General features: G+C 49.4%; 9 protein-coding genes. All 9 read right to left on the bottom strand.

Annotation, left to right across the window (positions count from 1 at the left end; translation table 11 throughout):
• Window positions 1–30 precede the first annotated feature (30 nt).
• The 9 genes from P2H89_RS00730 to P2H89_RS00690 all read right to left on the bottom strand — a co-directional run bounded on the left by P2H89_RS00730 (window position 31) and on the right by P2H89_RS00690 (window position 15,539).
• The gene (locus tag P2H89_RS00730) at window positions 31–1,095 is read right to left on the bottom strand and encodes a branched-chain amino acid aminotransferase (protein WP_275824550.1); all 1,065 of its coding nucleotides are present in this window, start codon (window positions 1,093–1,095) and stop codon (window positions 31–33) included.
• Window positions 1,092–2,570 carry a pyridoxal-dependent decarboxylase gene (locus tag P2H89_RS00725; RefSeq protein ID WP_275824549.1) on the bottom strand — a complete coding sequence of 493 codons (1,479 nt, stop codon included), beginning with the start codon at window positions 2,568–2,570 and terminating at the stop codon, window positions 1,092–1,094. Before P2H89_RS00725 ends, P2H89_RS00730 begins: the two co-directional genes overlap by 4 nt.
• Before the next feature lie 408 nt (window positions 2,571–2,978).
• Window positions 2,979–3,149: a hypothetical protein gene (locus P2H89_RS00720; protein ID WP_275824548.1), complete on the bottom strand. Its 171-nt coding sequence runs from the start codon at window positions 3,147–3,149 to the stop codon at window positions 2,979–2,981.
• A gap of 215 nt (window positions 3,150–3,364) precedes the next feature.
• Complete coding sequence (locus P2H89_RS00715) at window positions 3,365–5,167, bottom strand: long-chain fatty acid--CoA ligase (protein ID WP_275824547.1); 1,803 nt, start codon at window positions 5,165–5,167, stop codon at window positions 3,365–3,367.
• Window positions 5,168–5,336: 169 nt separating this feature from the next.
• Window positions 5,337–6,356 carry a hypothetical protein gene (locus P2H89_RS00710; protein WP_275824546.1) on the bottom strand — a complete coding sequence of 340 codons (1,020 nt, stop codon included), beginning with the start codon at window positions 6,354–6,356 and terminating at the stop codon, window positions 5,337–5,339.
• A gap of 72 nt (window positions 6,357–6,428) precedes the next feature.
• A complete protein-coding gene (locus P2H89_RS00705) occupies window positions 6,429–9,734 on the bottom strand; it encodes a VCBS repeat-containing protein (protein ID WP_275824545.1) in 3,306 nt (1,101 codons plus the stop codon).
• 97 nt (window positions 9,735–9,831) lie between these two features.
• On the bottom strand, window positions 9,832–11,349 hold the full coding sequence (locus tag P2H89_RS00700) for a RagB/SusD family nutrient uptake outer membrane protein (protein ID WP_275824543.1): 1,518 nt from the start codon (window positions 11,347–11,349) through the stop codon (window positions 9,832–9,834).
• Between the two features lie 32 nt (window positions 11,350–11,381).
• A complete protein-coding gene (locus P2H89_RS00695) occupies window positions 11,382–14,363 on the bottom strand; it encodes a SusC/RagA family TonB-linked outer membrane protein (protein ID WP_275824542.1) in 2,982 nt (993 codons plus the stop codon).
• Window positions 14,364–14,819: 456 nt separating this feature from the next.
• Complete coding sequence (locus tag P2H89_RS00690) at window positions 14,820–15,539, bottom strand: NUDIX domain-containing protein (protein WP_275824541.1); 720 nt, start codon at window positions 15,537–15,539, stop codon at window positions 14,820–14,822.
• Between the last annotated feature and the right edge of the window lie 21 nt (window positions 15,540–15,560).

The raw sequence follows: 15,560 nt of genomic DNA, 5'->3' as shown, positions 1-15,560 counted from the left end.
GCTATAACCAACATGGACTCGTTTGATCCTTTATAACACAAAGTTCCAGTTATGTATATCGGGTTCTTTACCCGTGCGAATAAGTTCCAGTTTGTCTCTTAAGCGGAACATGATGGCCTTGTCATCGTATGCGGGCAAGTGATAATCCACGCCGTTGATATTGATGGTGCCAATAGGCGCCACGATGGCGGCCGTACCTGCTCCAAAGGCTTCCGTGATCGTATGCTGGCGGAATGCCTTTTCCAGTTCGTCGATGGCGACGGGACGGGTTTCCACGGGTATACCCAGATCGGTTGCCAATGTGAGCAGCGAGTCGCGGGTGATGCCATCGAGTATGGAATCACTCAGTGGTGGTGTTACGAGTTTGCCGTCGATGACGAACATGGCGTTCATCATGCCTGACTCTTCGATGTATTTGTTTTCCCGGGCATCGGTCCACAATACCTGGTCGTACCCGGCTTCTTTTGCCAACTGGGTGGGATAGTATGCTCCGCCGTAGTTTCCGCCGCATTTGGCGGCGCCTGTTCCTCCGCGGCTGGCCCGTACATATTCTGTTTCCACTTTTACCCGAAGTGGTTTTTGAAAGGCGCCTGCTACCGGACCGGAGAATATGATAAACTTATATTCGTCGGATACCTTGACACCAAACTTAGCTTCACTGGCAAACGCAAACGGGCGTATATACAGGGCGGTTCCCGGGGCGGTGGGCACCCAATCCTTATCGAGCGCAATAAGGACCTTGAGCCCCTCCACAAACACTTCTTCGGGCACGATGGCCATACACATGCGGCTGAGTGACTTGGCGAGGCGCTCGTGGTGCCTGTGCACGCGGAAGAGATTGATGCGACCATCGTCCATGCGAAATGCTTTCATGCCTTCGAACACGGTTTGTCCGTAGTGCAGTGCCAGGGTTGTTGGCGACAGGGACAGGTTGCCAAATGGCAGCACCTGCGGTGTTTGCCAGGTTCCATTGGCATAGTCGCAGACGAGCATATGATCGGCCACGTATTTACCAAAGCCAAGGTTGCTGAAGTCGACCTCTTCTATATGAGAGTGTGTTGTTTTTTGAACGGGGATGTTTGCGGTGAGTGTCATGTCGGTGTTTTTTGTGCCGTTACTTCCCTGCCGATGCGCAAGGTTGCTTCGACGAGTGTATCAAAATCGTCCAGGCGGCTGCGGTGATTGGTGATGGCTGCACGGATCGCGTATTTGCCATTCAGGAGTGTATACGATGGGGCAGCAATACCCTGCTCGTGCAGGCGCATCAATATTTCTTTGTTGATGCTGTTGAGCTGTTCGTCGTTGCACCCGCCTGGGTTGTAGCGGAAACAGACGATGTTGAGGGGTACGGGCGCCAGGAGCTCCAGTGACGGGCTGGCCTGTACGAGGCCGGCCAAATATTGCGCCTGCCGCAGGTTCTTGCGCACCATATACTGGTACCGTTCGATACCGTGTTCTTTGATCGACATCCACACTTTGAGCGCTTTGAATCCACGCGACAGCTCCATGCCGTAATTGCTCATCGGGTCGGGACCACCCGATAGTCCGCGTTCGTGCTGCACCAGGTAGTTGACAGAAGTAGCAAATGCATCGCGGTGAATGGCGGCATCACGGATGAGTACGCAGGCCACCTCATAATTTACGTACAGCCATTTGTGGTAATCGAAGGAGAGGCTATCGGCCAGCTCCACGCCTTTCAGGCGATCGGCGAACTCGGGCAATATTTTAGGGATGGCGCCGAAGGCGCCGTCGATATGGTACCAGCAACCTTCTTCTTTTGCGATGGCCGCCAGTTCTTCGAGCGGATCGATAGAGCCGGTGTTGACGGTGCCAGCATTTCCTACGATACAGAAAGGCTGATGGCCCGCTTCGCGATCGGCCTTGATCTGTTGGCGCAGCAGGTCGAGGCGGATGCGGTATTGATCATCGACTGGTATACGGCGGAAGTTGTCGCTTCCTACACCGATCACCTCTACCCCTTTCAAGACGCAATTGTGCGTTTCGGCAGAACCATAGATGATCAGTTGACCGGTGACCGACTGCATTCCCTTTTTACGAATCGTATCGTTAAAATGATGCCTGGCTACCAACAGGGCCGTGATATTGGCCAGGGAGGCGCCACTGAGCAGGATGCCGCCTGCAGCGGCCGGGAAGCCCATCATTTCTTTGGACCATTCTATTACCTGTTTCTCGACATACATGGGCATGTGGTCGCCGATGCTCACGTTGGTGTTCATGCCCGACGCCAGCATATCGGCCAGCATGCCGAGGGGTGTGCCACCTCCCTGTACCCACGACCAAAAGCGCGGGTGGGCATTCTCGGTATTGAAGGGCAGTATCTGTGTAAAGAAATGTTCGTAGACAGTGGCGGCCTCCTGCGGTGTGTAGGGCAATGGTTGTTGCATGCTGTCGACCGCAAAAGGGGTAGGCTTTTTCCAGGCGGGCCTTTGGCGTGATGACTGCAAATGCTCAAACATATCGTCGAGCATGCGGTGACCCAGTTCTTTGATGGATGCCCAATCGGCCGGGTCTAGTGTTTCGTCTTCCAGCAACTCCGGTTCTCTTTTCATCTGCATTTGTTTTTAATGGCTGCTATGCGAAGGTCAATTTATGAGCGGGACGGAACAACCTGATTCTTGCCCATCGTATAGCGAGGTGAAATGGTTTGTTGTTTTGACAATACAAATCTCCTTTGTTTTGGTAATTAAAAACAGATTCAGATTCTTGAATTTTAACTGGATCAGATGGGTTGACCAAGGGGATCACTGACGTGACCGGGAGTGCTGGAGTGAGGTGGAGTGCGGAAAAGGTTGACGGGCGGGGGGATTTGAATCCGGCTGATGGCAGGTGGGGCGGGGCGCCCCTAATTAATGCCGAAGGGCGCTACCCGGGTACGGATGTATCCTGGCGGCGCCCTCATCGTTTAAACTCCACTTTAGGGAAGGGTATGGAATAATGTCCCTAACAGGTTGAATTTCTTACTGCACCGTAATGGTGTACGACTGCGGTGAGGAAATTTCAATGTACCCGTAGGTTCGCTCAAGTCTTTTTTTGACAGGTCGATCGGTGCTATCACCGGCTTTGCTCTCCCTGGCTGTAGTAAATCCCATTGAAGCACTGATGCACAACAGGAAAATGATCTTTTTCATACAAAGGTGGTTGTCTTGTAAAGAATATGCAACTACATACGTGACACAAATGTCACCTACTTCGTTCCGCAGAACAACGACCTTATGCCTGAACTGTAATTTTAGACGGATGAAGTGGCAATATTCATTGCCACAAGCCGCGTGCTTTTGCGCCAACCGGCAAAGCCGGATGGCCAACTACCCTTTTTGCGGGTCTGATTGTTTTACCGATGTAATTAACTGACAGTTTCCTGGCGGGCATCATGATAGATCCGCTCAATGGCATCGCGGAACTTCTCCATGATCACTTTTCGCTTGAGGCTTAATTTGGGCGTCATTTCGCCTGTTTCCACACTCCATTCATTGGGCAGCAGTTCAAATTTCTTGATCTGCTCTACGTGGTTGAAGTGCTTGTTAAAATTTTCAACGAGTTCTTTATAGAGATGATTAACCTTGGGTTCCTTTACGAGGTCGGCCGCTGTGGTAGCCTGTACGCCATGGTGCCGCGCCCAGTCTTTGAGATTGCTCAGGGAAGGTACGATGAGTGCGCCCACAAACTTTCTTTCCGAACCTACAACCATCACTTGCTCGATAAATGGCGACTCCTTCAGCTTGTTTTCAATAGGCAGGGGAGCCACATATTTGCCACCACTGGTTTTGAACATTTCCTTCTTACGGTCGGTGATCTTCAGGAACCTGCCATCGAGCAGTCCTATATCGCCGGTATGGTACCATCCGTCAGTAATTGCTTCTGCTGTGAGATCGGGCCGTTTGTAATAGCCCATCATGATATTGGGTCCTTTGCAAAGTATCTCTCCGTCTTCGGCGATCTTCACTTCCACATGATCGATCAATGGACCTACTGACCCGAACTTCCGGTCGGCCTCCTGGTAGCGGTTCACACTAATGACCGGTGAGGTTTCCGTAAGGCCATATCCTTCCATGATAGGTATGCCTGCTGCTGTAAATATCCTGATCAGCCTTACCTGACAGGCAGCACCACCGGTAACGATGCAAAGCAGGTTACTGCCCAATGCTTCGCGCCATTTGCTGAAGATGAGTTTATTGGCCAGGGCCAGCTGCATGCGATACCCAATGCTCTGGCTTTTGTTGATCTCAAAGCGGGTTGCCAGATCATGTGCCCAGAAAAAGAGCTTCCGTTTGATGCCGGTAAGCTCGGCGCCTTTTGCCATGATCTTATCGTATACTTTTTCCAACAACCTGGGCACTGTCGTGAACATGGTTGGCTTCACCTCCTTGAGGTTGTCGCCGATGGTCTCCAGGCTTTCTGCATAATAAATGGCTGTTCCCTTGAACAAGTATATATAGCTCACCATGCGCTCAAATACGTGGTTGAGCGGCAGGAAGCTTAATGAACGCATGTTTTCGCCGGGCGGAAAACAAGGAATGCTATCGAGCACATTGCTCAGAATATTGCGGTGTGAAAGCATTACCCCTTTGGGTTTTCCGGTTGTGCCAGAGGTATAGATGATGGTGGCAAGGTCTTCGAACTGTATAGTACCTGCGATCGCTTTTACCTTGGCTGCGGCTGTTTCATCGCCCAAGGTCAATATTTCTTTCCAATGTTTGGCTCCAGGCACTTTCTCGATAGTATAAACATCCTTTAGGGAAGGAACATTGGCTTTTATTTCCAGCACTTTGCGATAGAGGTCTTCGTCGTTCACAAATACCATTTTCACCTGCGCATCCTGCAGGATGAATTCCAGTTCACTGATACTGATGGTGGGATATACCGGTGTAAGTACCGCACCGATCTGCTGTATGGCCATATCTATCATCAGCCATTCGGGGCGGTTTTTGCAAATGATAGTGATCTTATCACGGCCTTCGGGCGTTTTATCGCCGTCGGAGATGCCCAGGTTGAGCAGGCCTGCGCTCAGTTTATCGACTGTTTCCTTTACTTCCTGCGTGCTGTACTTACGCCACTGACCATTCTCTTTTCCGGCCAACATATCCGGCATCGGCTTGCTGTCGAGTTGGTATTGTATGCAATCGAATAATCGCCTGGGCTCGGTCATAACAATCGTTGTTTACGTGTAATAATGCAGGGCGTGCTGTGTTACAACATCCAGACTTACCCTGTTGTTGTTTTACCCGGCTATCAGGGGTCAAATTAACAAATATGTACTAATAAAAAAAGCCCCGTGATAGCGGGGCTTGTATTGATAATGAGTATGTTGAAACGAATTACTTATTTGCTGTCTGGTAATACTGACCGGTAGGCAGTTTGAATACCCGGTTCTTCTGGAATGTATTGAACTGGTTGTACTCGTCGGCATGTGCTTTTGTCCAGGTTTCGTAGGCGGCCAGGTTGGCGGTTGTACCAAACAACCATTGGTTGTAAGCCTCGAATGTTCCTGCTTTCAGCAACTGCTGTTGGTATTCGAACAAACGAAAAGGAAGGCGCCGGGCATATTTCTCGAACCAGGTAAGTACGAATTTGGTGCGGATGGCCGAGAGCGTTTCGGGCGTAATGCCATTGGTAGCTACATAGGTCGATTGCGTCTTCATGATGTCGAGCCAGGCTTTTACAAACTCATTTTTGGTGTCCTGGTTCTTGAACATATCGTTGTCGGTGAACAGCTTCTTGTATCCGTCGAGCAGGATGGTCTTGATCTCGGGTGTGCGTTTGGAATAGCTCTCAATGTTTACGAAGATCTCGCCGTACACCAGGGCCCACACCTTGTCTTTTGTGAAGTAATAATATTTGGTGGCGTTGTAATAGTTGCCGGAGTGGCTGGGATCTACTTCAATACCCTTTTCCCATTGTTTTATGGCGTCGGAATAGGATTTCTTCGACCACAGCATTTCACCATATTCGCTATATAAGACTCCACTATTGGGGAATTTCTTCAGCCCTGCCTTGTACATTTTTTCAGCGTCTTTGGCTTCTTCGATGGCTTTGTACACCAGGCCCAGTATCTGGAAGCTTTGCACATCGGCTCCGGGGTCTTCCTGTAAGGGCTTTGCCACTTCCAGTGCATGAACATAATCCCGGTTGAGGTAATGAGCAAAGGCGAGGTCTTTTTTCAGTTCGAGGTTATTGTCTTTTTCCAATGCGCGGTTCAACACCAGGATGGCGTTGCGGTAGTCTCCATCGCGGGTAAAGGTCCTGGCCTTTTCCTGCATGGCTTTCCAATCCTGATCCTGTGCCATGGTGGCTCCTGCTGATAAACACAAAAGTGCGACAACGAACATTTGTTTCATAGGGTTCAAAGATACAGTTTTTGATTTGTGAGCTATCAGGTGCTTTGTTAAAAACCCATGCCAGGACCTCCTTTATTGCCTCATTTTCAGGAGGACCGGCTTTTCATCGTTTTGTAATACGATCAAATAGCGGCCATCCTTTGCAGGTATTTCCCGGATATCGCGGATGACGCCGCTAAGGTCGAGGCCGGATTGCCGGCTGGACAGCTCGGTAAATTCGCCGTTCCCTTTATTGAGCAATACATGCCCGAAAGAGGCATCCATGCGGGCAAACTGGGGCAGGAAGGCAAAGCAATTGCCCCCCATCACGAGGTCTGTTTTACCGTCTTTGTTGATATCGGTGCAAAGGATCGTATTGATGCAGGAAAGCTGCGTATTGACGGGGAGCCTGCGAATGCTGAACTTTCCATTTCCTTCATTGATGGCGATACAAGATGGTGCGTAGCTGATGGTCTTTACCAGGCTTTTCTGCAACTGGTCGGATGGGAAAAGGTCCTGTATCGTCTTTTTGGCGTAATCCTCATGCTTAAGGGTCAGCTTTTTCAGGGAGGGCAGCTGATCGGTAAGATCGCGTTTCATGAACACGGTTACGTCTTTGCTGCCTGCCGTACGCGTTATTATCTTATCGGTAATGCCATTGCCATCGAAGTCGTTGATCCATATTTTCTGTGGTGCCCCGGGTTGAGGATGGAGGTAAAAATTCTCTCCCATATTGCCGAGGATGAGGTCCTGATCGCCATCATTGTCGATATCGGTAGCGGCCAGCGATTGCCAGCAGCCTTCGAGTGTATCGAGGTTTGACTTCACGGGCGCGTAGCGATCGCCGGTCCAGGTAAAGATGCGGGGCGCCATCCATTCGCCGGCAATGATCAGTTCGGGTTTCGCATCGCCCGTGGTATTGGCGAATACGGCGCCGGTCACCAAACCAACCTTGGCGATTTCGGGATTCTTTGAAGGAGCGATGTCAGTGAATTTGCCATGACCATCGTTGAGGAGCAGGTAACTGAAGGGTAGTGTTCCATAATTGCCAGGTATGCAGCGGCTGCCTACGAAGAGATCCTGGTCACCGTCGTTATCGATGTCGTAGTTGATTACTACTGCCGTGTTGCCGATATTGGGCGGCAGGGCTCCTGAGGTGATCTGAAAATTACCTTTCCCATCATTCAGGTACAAGCGGTTCTGCATTTCGCGGCTGCCTGGCTGCGCACTGTTTCCGCCAGAACCTACAAAAAGATCGAGGTCGCCATCTTTATCGCAATCGAACAGCAGGGTGGCCACGTCTTCGAAATCGGCCACCAGCCTGAAGTCGCCGCCTTCTTTTTTCACGAACCCTTTTTCGGTTTGCAGATACAGTTGTCCGCCCTGATTGGCGGCGCCCCCAATATAGATATCGATGAGTCCATCGCCATTCACATCGCCTGTTGCTGCTTTAGGGCCTTCGCGGGACAACATCATGGGCACATTGCGTTCGTAATAGAAATCGACATAGTCATCCTCGCGGTGCTTGTCGAATATCGTGCTTACTGTATCCATGAGAGGTTGAACAGGAGCAGGCGTCAGCTCCGGAGCAATTTTCCCGGTGGCCGGCTGCTGAATGACGTACACGCTATCGCGGGCCGGATGGGGAATGAGCGTATAGGTACGGTCGGGCCAGATAATGGTCATGGAGTCGACTGGCCGATCGCCCAGTCCGATGATGGCTTTGTAATCGATCGACGACTGAAAGCCACGGGCCGGAATGACCTCACGGGTCATTACCTGATCACCCTGGTACACTTTTATCGTACTGCCTACCGCAAATGTATTGGCATCCCTGCCTTTCAGTGATACGCCGATATAATGACTGCCCTTTAGTTCGCGGCTGTTGTTGCGGTAGATGAATGCTTTTTCGTTGACGTTGTTGACGATCATATCCAGGTCGCCATCATTGTCGAGGTCGCCATAAGCCGCTCCATTCGAAAAGGAAGGCTGTGTAATGCCCCAATCTATACCAGCATCCTCGAAGCGAAGATTTCCGGTATTCCTGTATGCCTTATTCAGTATTGGGCGAGATGGCATTTTAGAGATGATCTGATCGATCTGTTCTTTTTTGCCGGTGAGCGCCATCTTTCGAACGATCTCGTTGGCAAAGAAGTCGATGAAATCCTGGTCGGTTACATCCCGGTAGATGCCGTTACAAACATAGATATCCGATAAACCGTCATTGTCGGCATCGAAGATGAGTGCACCCCAACTCCAGTCGGACGCTGCGACCCCGCTGTAATGAGCCGTTTCGAGGAATCGCCCATTCTTATTATTTACCTGCAGGGCATTTTGCATGTATTGATGGTAAAAGCCCTTTTTGACGGTGAGGCGATTTACGTCGATCGACTCGAAAGAGGCTGTAGTCTTCAACCGGTACTCATCGTCGGGCAGCATATCGGTAGTGAATATGTCGGGATAGCCATCATTGTTGATGTCGGCCATGTCGGCCCCCATGGATGAAAGACTGATGTGTTGCATCCAATTCTCCAGCTCCTCTTTAAACTTTCCGTTGCGCTGATTGATATAAAGATAATCGCGCTCGAAGAAATCGTTGGAAATGTAGATGTCGGGATAGTGGTCATTATTGACATCTCCGACTGTAACACCCAATCCAAACCCAATGAGGCTTCCGAATATGCCGGCATCTGCGCTCACATCTGTAAACCTCCCATTGTCGTTGCGCAGGAGCTTATCGCCGCCACCCTTCAAAAAGTCGGCTACGGGCCAGTCTTTGGCGCGCATATCCCGGTTGTTGGCGTAGTTGAGTGTATTGACGGGTATAAAGCTATTGTTTAGGATGTACAGATCCAGGTCGCCATCAAGGTCATAATCGAAGAAAGACACATGGGTGGTATAGTCGTTTTCGACGATACCATAAGCAGCTGCAGAATCGGCAAAGCCTAGCTGGTGGTTATTGATGAACAACTCATCTTCCTGGCCCACGCCTTTCTGGTATCCGGCATTACAAACGTAGATATCGAGCCAACCATCGTGGTTTACATCGGCCATAACGACGCCGGTGCTCCATTTTTTCTTATTGCCAAAGCCCGCCTTGTCGGAGATATCTTCAAACTGCCAGTTGCCTTTGTTGAGGTATAATTTGTTGGGGCCCGAATTGGAGGTCATGAACACATCGCCTAAGCCATCGTTATTGATATCGCCAATGGCCACCCCTCCGCCATTGTAAAAGTTGCGATAGGTAAAGATGTTAAAGTCAGGGCTGTCCTTTACGTCATTCCTGAAGTCAATGCCTGTGTTTTCCATTAACCGGAACAAGGTATCCTGGTCAACCTTTTGCTGGCAACTCCAAAACAACGTTGATACGGCAAGCAGTAATCGGCGATTCAATTTCATAAGCTATTCAAGTCATATCAAATTACGACTTAACGTTCACAAAAAGAAAAAAGGGCCATTTGCTTCCAAATGACCCTTTCTTTATAAACTGGTTGTTTTAATTCGCGTAACCGGGATTTTGCTCCAGGTTGGGATTTACTGCCAGCTGTTCGCTGGGGATAGGGAATATAAGGTACTTCGGATCGTCGGTTGGTTTTTCCTGCCAGGGGGTCAGGAATTTACCAAACCTGATGAGGTCCTGCCTTCTCCAACCTTCGAAGTACAATTCACGGCCTCTTTCATCGATCAGGGCGTTCGCATCGAGCGTAGCCAGGATTGGTGCGTTCCGTTTTGTACGGATCGAGTTCACGATGGTTAATCCTGCCGCCGCATTGTTTGTTCTCAACAGTGCCTCTGCTTTCATGAGCAGCACGTCGGCATAGCGGAATACAACGTAGTCGTTATCGGCCTGATCTCCGCCAGAATAATCGGGCGGATATTTCATTACGCGGATACCTGTTATTTCAAGGTTGTTGCCGGTTTCTTTCAATTTTACTTCGGGCGTAAAAACGAGGTCGTTACCTCGTCTGTCTTTCAACGCCACGTTGTTTTCGTTGAACTGCTGACCTACCAGGAAACCAACCCTTAAACCCGATACGTTGGTAACACCGGTATAGCTACCGCCGCGACGCAGGTCATTTGCATCGAATTTGTTATAGAAATCGGACAGCGTCGTAAAGCCATTCCATCCGCTGGGCTTTTGGTTATAGTGCAGGCCCATGAACCATCTTGACCGTACGTTGCCGCCGCGGTCGCCATCCTTGTTGTATATCGTATAGATATTCTCAGTAGACTTTACATCATTGTCTGGTGCAAAGTTGTCGAACACGTTGTTGGCCAAAGAATACTTGTTGCTGTTGATGAGCTGGTCGGCCAGTGTGATCACCTGGGCCATATCGGCCGGGGGGAAAGTGGGTGCAGCCCTGTTGGCGATGGTTCCTTTGTTAAGGTAACATTTCATCAGCAGCACTTTGGCGCCATCCTTATTGGCTGTTGATGTAGGTCCATCGGGCAGCGATGCCAGGATCTCATTCAGCTCCTTGATACAAAAATCGATGGCAGCCGTTCCTTTCAGGGTGGTGGGCAATTTTTTCAGGTCTTTCAGGTCATCCCGGAAAGGCACCTGATCCCAGCCATCGGCCACAACAAATACTGTCAAAGCCCTGAGGAACCTTGCTTCTGCCGCCTGCTGTGCAGTTGGATTGAATTGCAACACATTGGAGGCTGAAAATTGAGCCTGTAAAAGTTCGCGATATGTATCTCTCAGGAACCCGTGATCGGCATTCCAGTTGTGGCTGTGCAAAACGCGCCAAACGCCGTTATCATCCCAGTCGGGTCCTCTTGTGGGCCCGATCACTTCATCGGTCGTATGCTCCTGCGCTGCCCACAACCTGGACTGATCCATAAAGGGGCTGTTCAAAGAATTGTAGGCGCTCCGAAGCAAGTCGGCCACCGGTATTGCGCTGGCGCTGGACTGCTCCAGTTCGGAATTAAACTCCTCGTCCAGTTTGGTACAGGCAGATAGCACCAAAACCAGTGCTACGGAGATGCTCATTATTAAATTATGCTGTTTCATTTTAAATACGTTTAATGTGGGTAAGAATAGGGTTACAATGACAGCGTTACGCCCAAAAGGATCGTCCGCGCTGTGGGATAGGGTGTATACTCTATGCCCAATGAAGGAATTCCACCCACTGATTTATCAGTATTCACTTCAGGATCGAAGCCCGTGAAATCAGTTATAACAAACAGGTTTTGCCCGGTCAATGAAACGGTAAGGCCGCGTACCATGGGTCCGAGCTTGCCAAAGTTGTAGGAAAGGGTTGCGTTGGCCAATTTGATGTAATTGCCATTCTCCAGGTACCTTGTTGAAGGTGTAATCGGGTTGGAGAGCGCTTCCTGTATATCTCCGCCCAGCAACGATTTGGCGATGTTCCTGGTGCCGAGGTTACCGATGGGCAATACGGTATTGGCGGTGTTGTTGTATACCTTATGTCCGAAGGTGCCGTTCATATTGATCACAGCTGACAACCTCTTATAAGTAACATCTGTACTTAGACCCAGCAGTGTTTTGGGATTCGGACTTTCTACATAAAATTTATTGATGGATGGATCGCCTCCCGTATAGAGACCCTGACCGGTTGCTTTATCCAATCCTTCATATTTTGCGAGATAGAAAACATTCAAAGGCTGATCGCTCACGAGACGTTGAGCGGTAGCGCCCGAAATACCCTGACCATGCAGCGCGCCCGTTTCGTAGAATCCTACAATACCTTCCACGCGATTACGGAGGAAAGAAGCGTTTATGCCAACGTTCCAGTTCAGGTCTTTCTGCCTCACCAGGGCTCCGAACAAGGAGAGCTCAAGACCTTTGTTGACGATATTACCAGGCAGGTTTACCCAGTATTTAATACCAGCTGGCCCGGGTTGTGCTACATTCTGTTCAAACAGTACGTCGGTGGTCTTTTTGTAGAATACATCTATCGCGCCATAGAGCCTGTCGTCGAAGATGCTGAAGTCGATACCTGCATTGGATGTGGTAGAGGTTTCCCATTTCAGGTCTTCGTTCTCGAAGTTCTCCTGGTTTACCGATTGCTGACCGAAGCTGTATCTGCGCAGGGATGCACCAGATGGGAACTCCTGGTTACCGGTTTTACCCCAACCCAACCTAAGCTTCAAACTTTTCAGCCAGTTGCTATTCTTCGCAAACTCTTCATTGGTGACGTTCCAGGCAAGGGCCAAGGATGGGAAATATCCGTATTTATTGTTCTCGCCAAATTTGGTAGAACCGTCTGCGCGAATAGTACCCGTAAACAGCAGCTTATCCTTATAGTTGAGGATGGCCCGTGCAAAGAATGATTGCAGTTCTGCCGTAGGAGAAGAGTAAGAATCGATCTGCCGGTTTCCCTGGGTGGAATATTGCATGATATCATAGTAGCGGAGGTTGCCTGCATCGGTAAAGTCGGTACCGAATTGAGCATCACTCCTTGACTCATACTTAAGGTATTCATAACCTACCAGCGCATTCAGTGAAAAGCTTTGAGAAATATCCTTGGTATAATTTAAGGTATTGGTAACCTGCTGGCTGATCTCTTCGGCATTGGAGATGGCGGCAGCGCCTTTGTCTTTTATGCCTTCGATATTGATCCACCTCTTGATCTCGCCGAGGCTCTTACCTACGCGGCGGGTAAGGCTGTACTGGAATTTGTATTCCAGGTTGGGCGTAATCTTATAAGAAGGTGCCACGCTGGCAAGAATTACATTTTCGTTGGTGAGGGCGTCATACGCATTCAGCATCGCCAATGGGTTAACGGTCGTTTCCCCCACTGCCGGATCGATCCATGCAGAGTCGGTACCGGGTTTTACGAGTGCGTGCGTAGGATTCCATTGCAGGGCCTGGCCAATCAAGCTACCGGTGAAACCCGCATCGGTTGAAATGGGCACAAGACTTTCCCGTGTACCCGACACCAGTAAACTGAAATCGACGTTCAGCTTCTTATTATTGAGAAGTTTAAAACTACTGTTGAGGTAGGCTGTATATTTTTTGAAATCGGATTCTTTGATGATGCCCTCCTGATTGAGATAGCTCATTGAAAGGCGATACCGGGAGTTATCGGTTCCACCACCCATCGCGACATTGTAGTTTTGGGTAAATCCGGTGCGGGTGATCTCATCCATAGCATTGTAATCGCCTCCGAAATTACCGCCGGTCAGGCCATATTTCTGAAGCGTAGACCTGTACTCGTTACCATCGAGCACTTTTAATTGCTTCATCATACTACTAACACCTACAGTAGCATTCACATCGATCACCGGATTTCCGGGTTGTGCTCTCTTGGTGGTAATTAAGATAACGCCATTCGCACCTCTCGATCCATATATTGCAGATGCCGATGCATCTTTCAGGATCTCAATGGAGCCGATGTCGTTGGGATTAAGGAAGTTCAATGCGTTGGTGCCCGGAGGTGTACCAAAACCGTTACCGGGAGGTGAGGGTCTTGCCGATGTACCTGATAATGGCACACCATCTACAACATAGAGTGGTTGCTGGCCTGATCTGATGGAGGCTGTACCCCTGATCCGTACAGTGGAAGCACCGCCTGGCTGACCGCTGTTGGCGATCACCATTACGCCCGCTGCCTTACCCTGGATGGCCTGATCGGGAGAAATGATTACACCCTTGTTGAAATCTTTGGCTTTTACGGATTGTACAGAACCAGTCACGTCCTTTCTTCTGGCTGTACCATAACCAACAACGATCACCTCATTGAGGTTTAGGTTGCTGGGCTCCATTGAAATACTAACCACAGTTTTTCCTGAAATATCTACATCCTGATTAGTGTAGCCCACCGAAGAGATCGTCAACTGTGTGACGCTCTCGGCGACATTGATACGAAAGGAACCATCCGCGCCGGTAGACGTACCCTTGGTAGACCCTTTTGGTACCACTGATGCACCCACAATCGGGGCCCCATCTTTTGCGTCGGAAATCTTTCCTGTAATGATTTTTTCCTGGGCTGAAGCGGCTGTGTGTAGGCACAGCGCCAATAATAGCATGGCAAATGCTGTAAACAATCGTCTTGCTGACATAGCAATCAGTTAGGTAGTTATAAAATGGCGGAATAGGAACGTGTAGCTTATACACAATTTAATATAATTATAATGAATAGCCAAAACTTTAACATTTATTTCAGGAGTGTGCAGGATGCAGTTTAAGAATTAATGCTTATGCAAAAATTCAAGACAATTATATAATAATCAATCATATAGGAAACCACTGACTTACAAATCGACTGTTTTGCAGTGCAACAATGTCCGATTGCACGAGATTAAAATTGCGGAAAGTGGAGGGTTTGGCTGGCTTATAGGCATGCGAAGCAGGGAAAGCATCGCCCAAAAGGCAAGCAGGGCCTGGCTTAGCGGTATTGAAAGGTTATCCTGGAAGTAAGGTGCAACAATTGGTTCCGTAAAAAAAGACCGCCGGCAAGTAGCCGGCGGTCTGCTATAAAGTTCTTATCAGTTCTGATCATTCAGTGGTTCTTCCTCTCAGGCGTGCTCCTGTAATTTCACCTTTTTGCCATCAGAGAATCGATCCGCATTGAAGCGGTACAGTTTTCCCGGGCGGTGCGGTACATCCTGCTCCAGCTCGTTTACATCGATGAGCCAGTCCATCAGAAAGAACTTCTTACGGAAGTTGCGCCTGTCGAGCTTGGTGCCGTGAATGGATTCATAGAGGCTTTGCAATTCACGGAGGGAAAACTTCTCGGGCAGCAGGTTGAAGACGATGGGATGCTCATCGATCTTCGACTGTAACTGATGAAGGCAGGTATCCAATATCTTCTTATGGTCGAATGCCAGTGTAGTGATCTCACTCACCGGGTGCCAGTGCAGTTCGTTATGCGCCAGGGACATCTGGTGGTCTTTAATGTTGATCAACGAGTACCAGGCAGTAGTAATGACGCGACCGGCGGGGTGGCGGTTTACATCACCAAAGGTATATACCTGCTCCAGGAATACATCGTCGAGGCCTGTACGCTCTTTCAGTACACGGTAGGAGGCGCTGTCCAGGTTTTCATCGGGTCTTACCAGATCACCCAGCAGGGACCACTGATCACTGAACTCCTCGAGGTCGGATTTAATAAGTAATACTTTCAGTTCATTTTCATCGAAGCCCAAGATGACGCAATCGACCGAAAGGGCCATATGGAAAAACTCCCTGTTCTCGGACTTGAGTTGATGAATCGTTTTCTGCAACGCGGTTCCCATATCTATGATGTTATGACAGTT

Origin of the sequence: Paraflavitalea sp. CAU 1676 (assembly GCF_029223285.1) — a bacterium.
Taxonomy (GTDB): domain Bacteria; phylum Bacteroidota; class Bacteroidia; order Chitinophagales; family Chitinophagaceae; genus Paraflavitalea.
This window is presented reverse-complemented; position numbering and strand designations above follow the sequence as displayed.

What these genes read in the sequence shown, in the direction of transcription:
- P2H89_RS00725 (WP_275824549.1), bottom strand. Translation starts at nt 2,570, where the DNA reads ATGAAAAGAGAACCGGAGTTGCTGGAAGACGAAACACTAGACCCGGCC.
- P2H89_RS00730 (WP_275824550.1), bottom strand. Translation starts at nt 1,095, where the DNA reads ATGACACTCACCGCAAACATCCCCGTTCAAAAAACAACACACTCTCAT.
- P2H89_RS00700 (WP_275824543.1), bottom strand. Translation starts at nt 11,349, where the DNA reads ATGAAACAGCATAATTTAATAATGAGCATCTCCGTAGCACTGGTTTTG.
- P2H89_RS00720 (WP_275824548.1), bottom strand. Translation starts at nt 3,149, where the DNA reads ATGAAAAAGATCATTTTCCTGTTGTGCATCAGTGCTTCAATGGGATTT.
- P2H89_RS00715 (WP_275824547.1), bottom strand. Translation starts at nt 5,167, where the DNA reads ATGACCGAGCCCAGGCGATTATTCGATTGCATACAATACCAACTCGAC.
- P2H89_RS00690 (WP_275824541.1), bottom strand. Translation starts at nt 15,539, where the DNA reads ATGGGAACCGCGTTGCAGAAAACGATTCATCAACTCAAGTCCGAGAAC.
- P2H89_RS00705 (WP_275824545.1), bottom strand. Translation starts at nt 9,734, where the DNA reads ATGAAATTGAATCGCCGATTACTGCTTGCCGTATCAACGTTGTTTTGG.
- P2H89_RS00695 (WP_275824542.1), bottom strand. Translation starts at nt 14,363, where the DNA reads ATGTCAGCAAGACGATTGTTTACAGCATTTGCCATGCTATTATTGGCG.
- P2H89_RS00710 (WP_275824546.1), bottom strand. Translation starts at nt 6,356, where the DNA reads ATGAAACAAATGTTCGTTGTCGCACTTTTGTGTTTATCAGCAGGAGCC.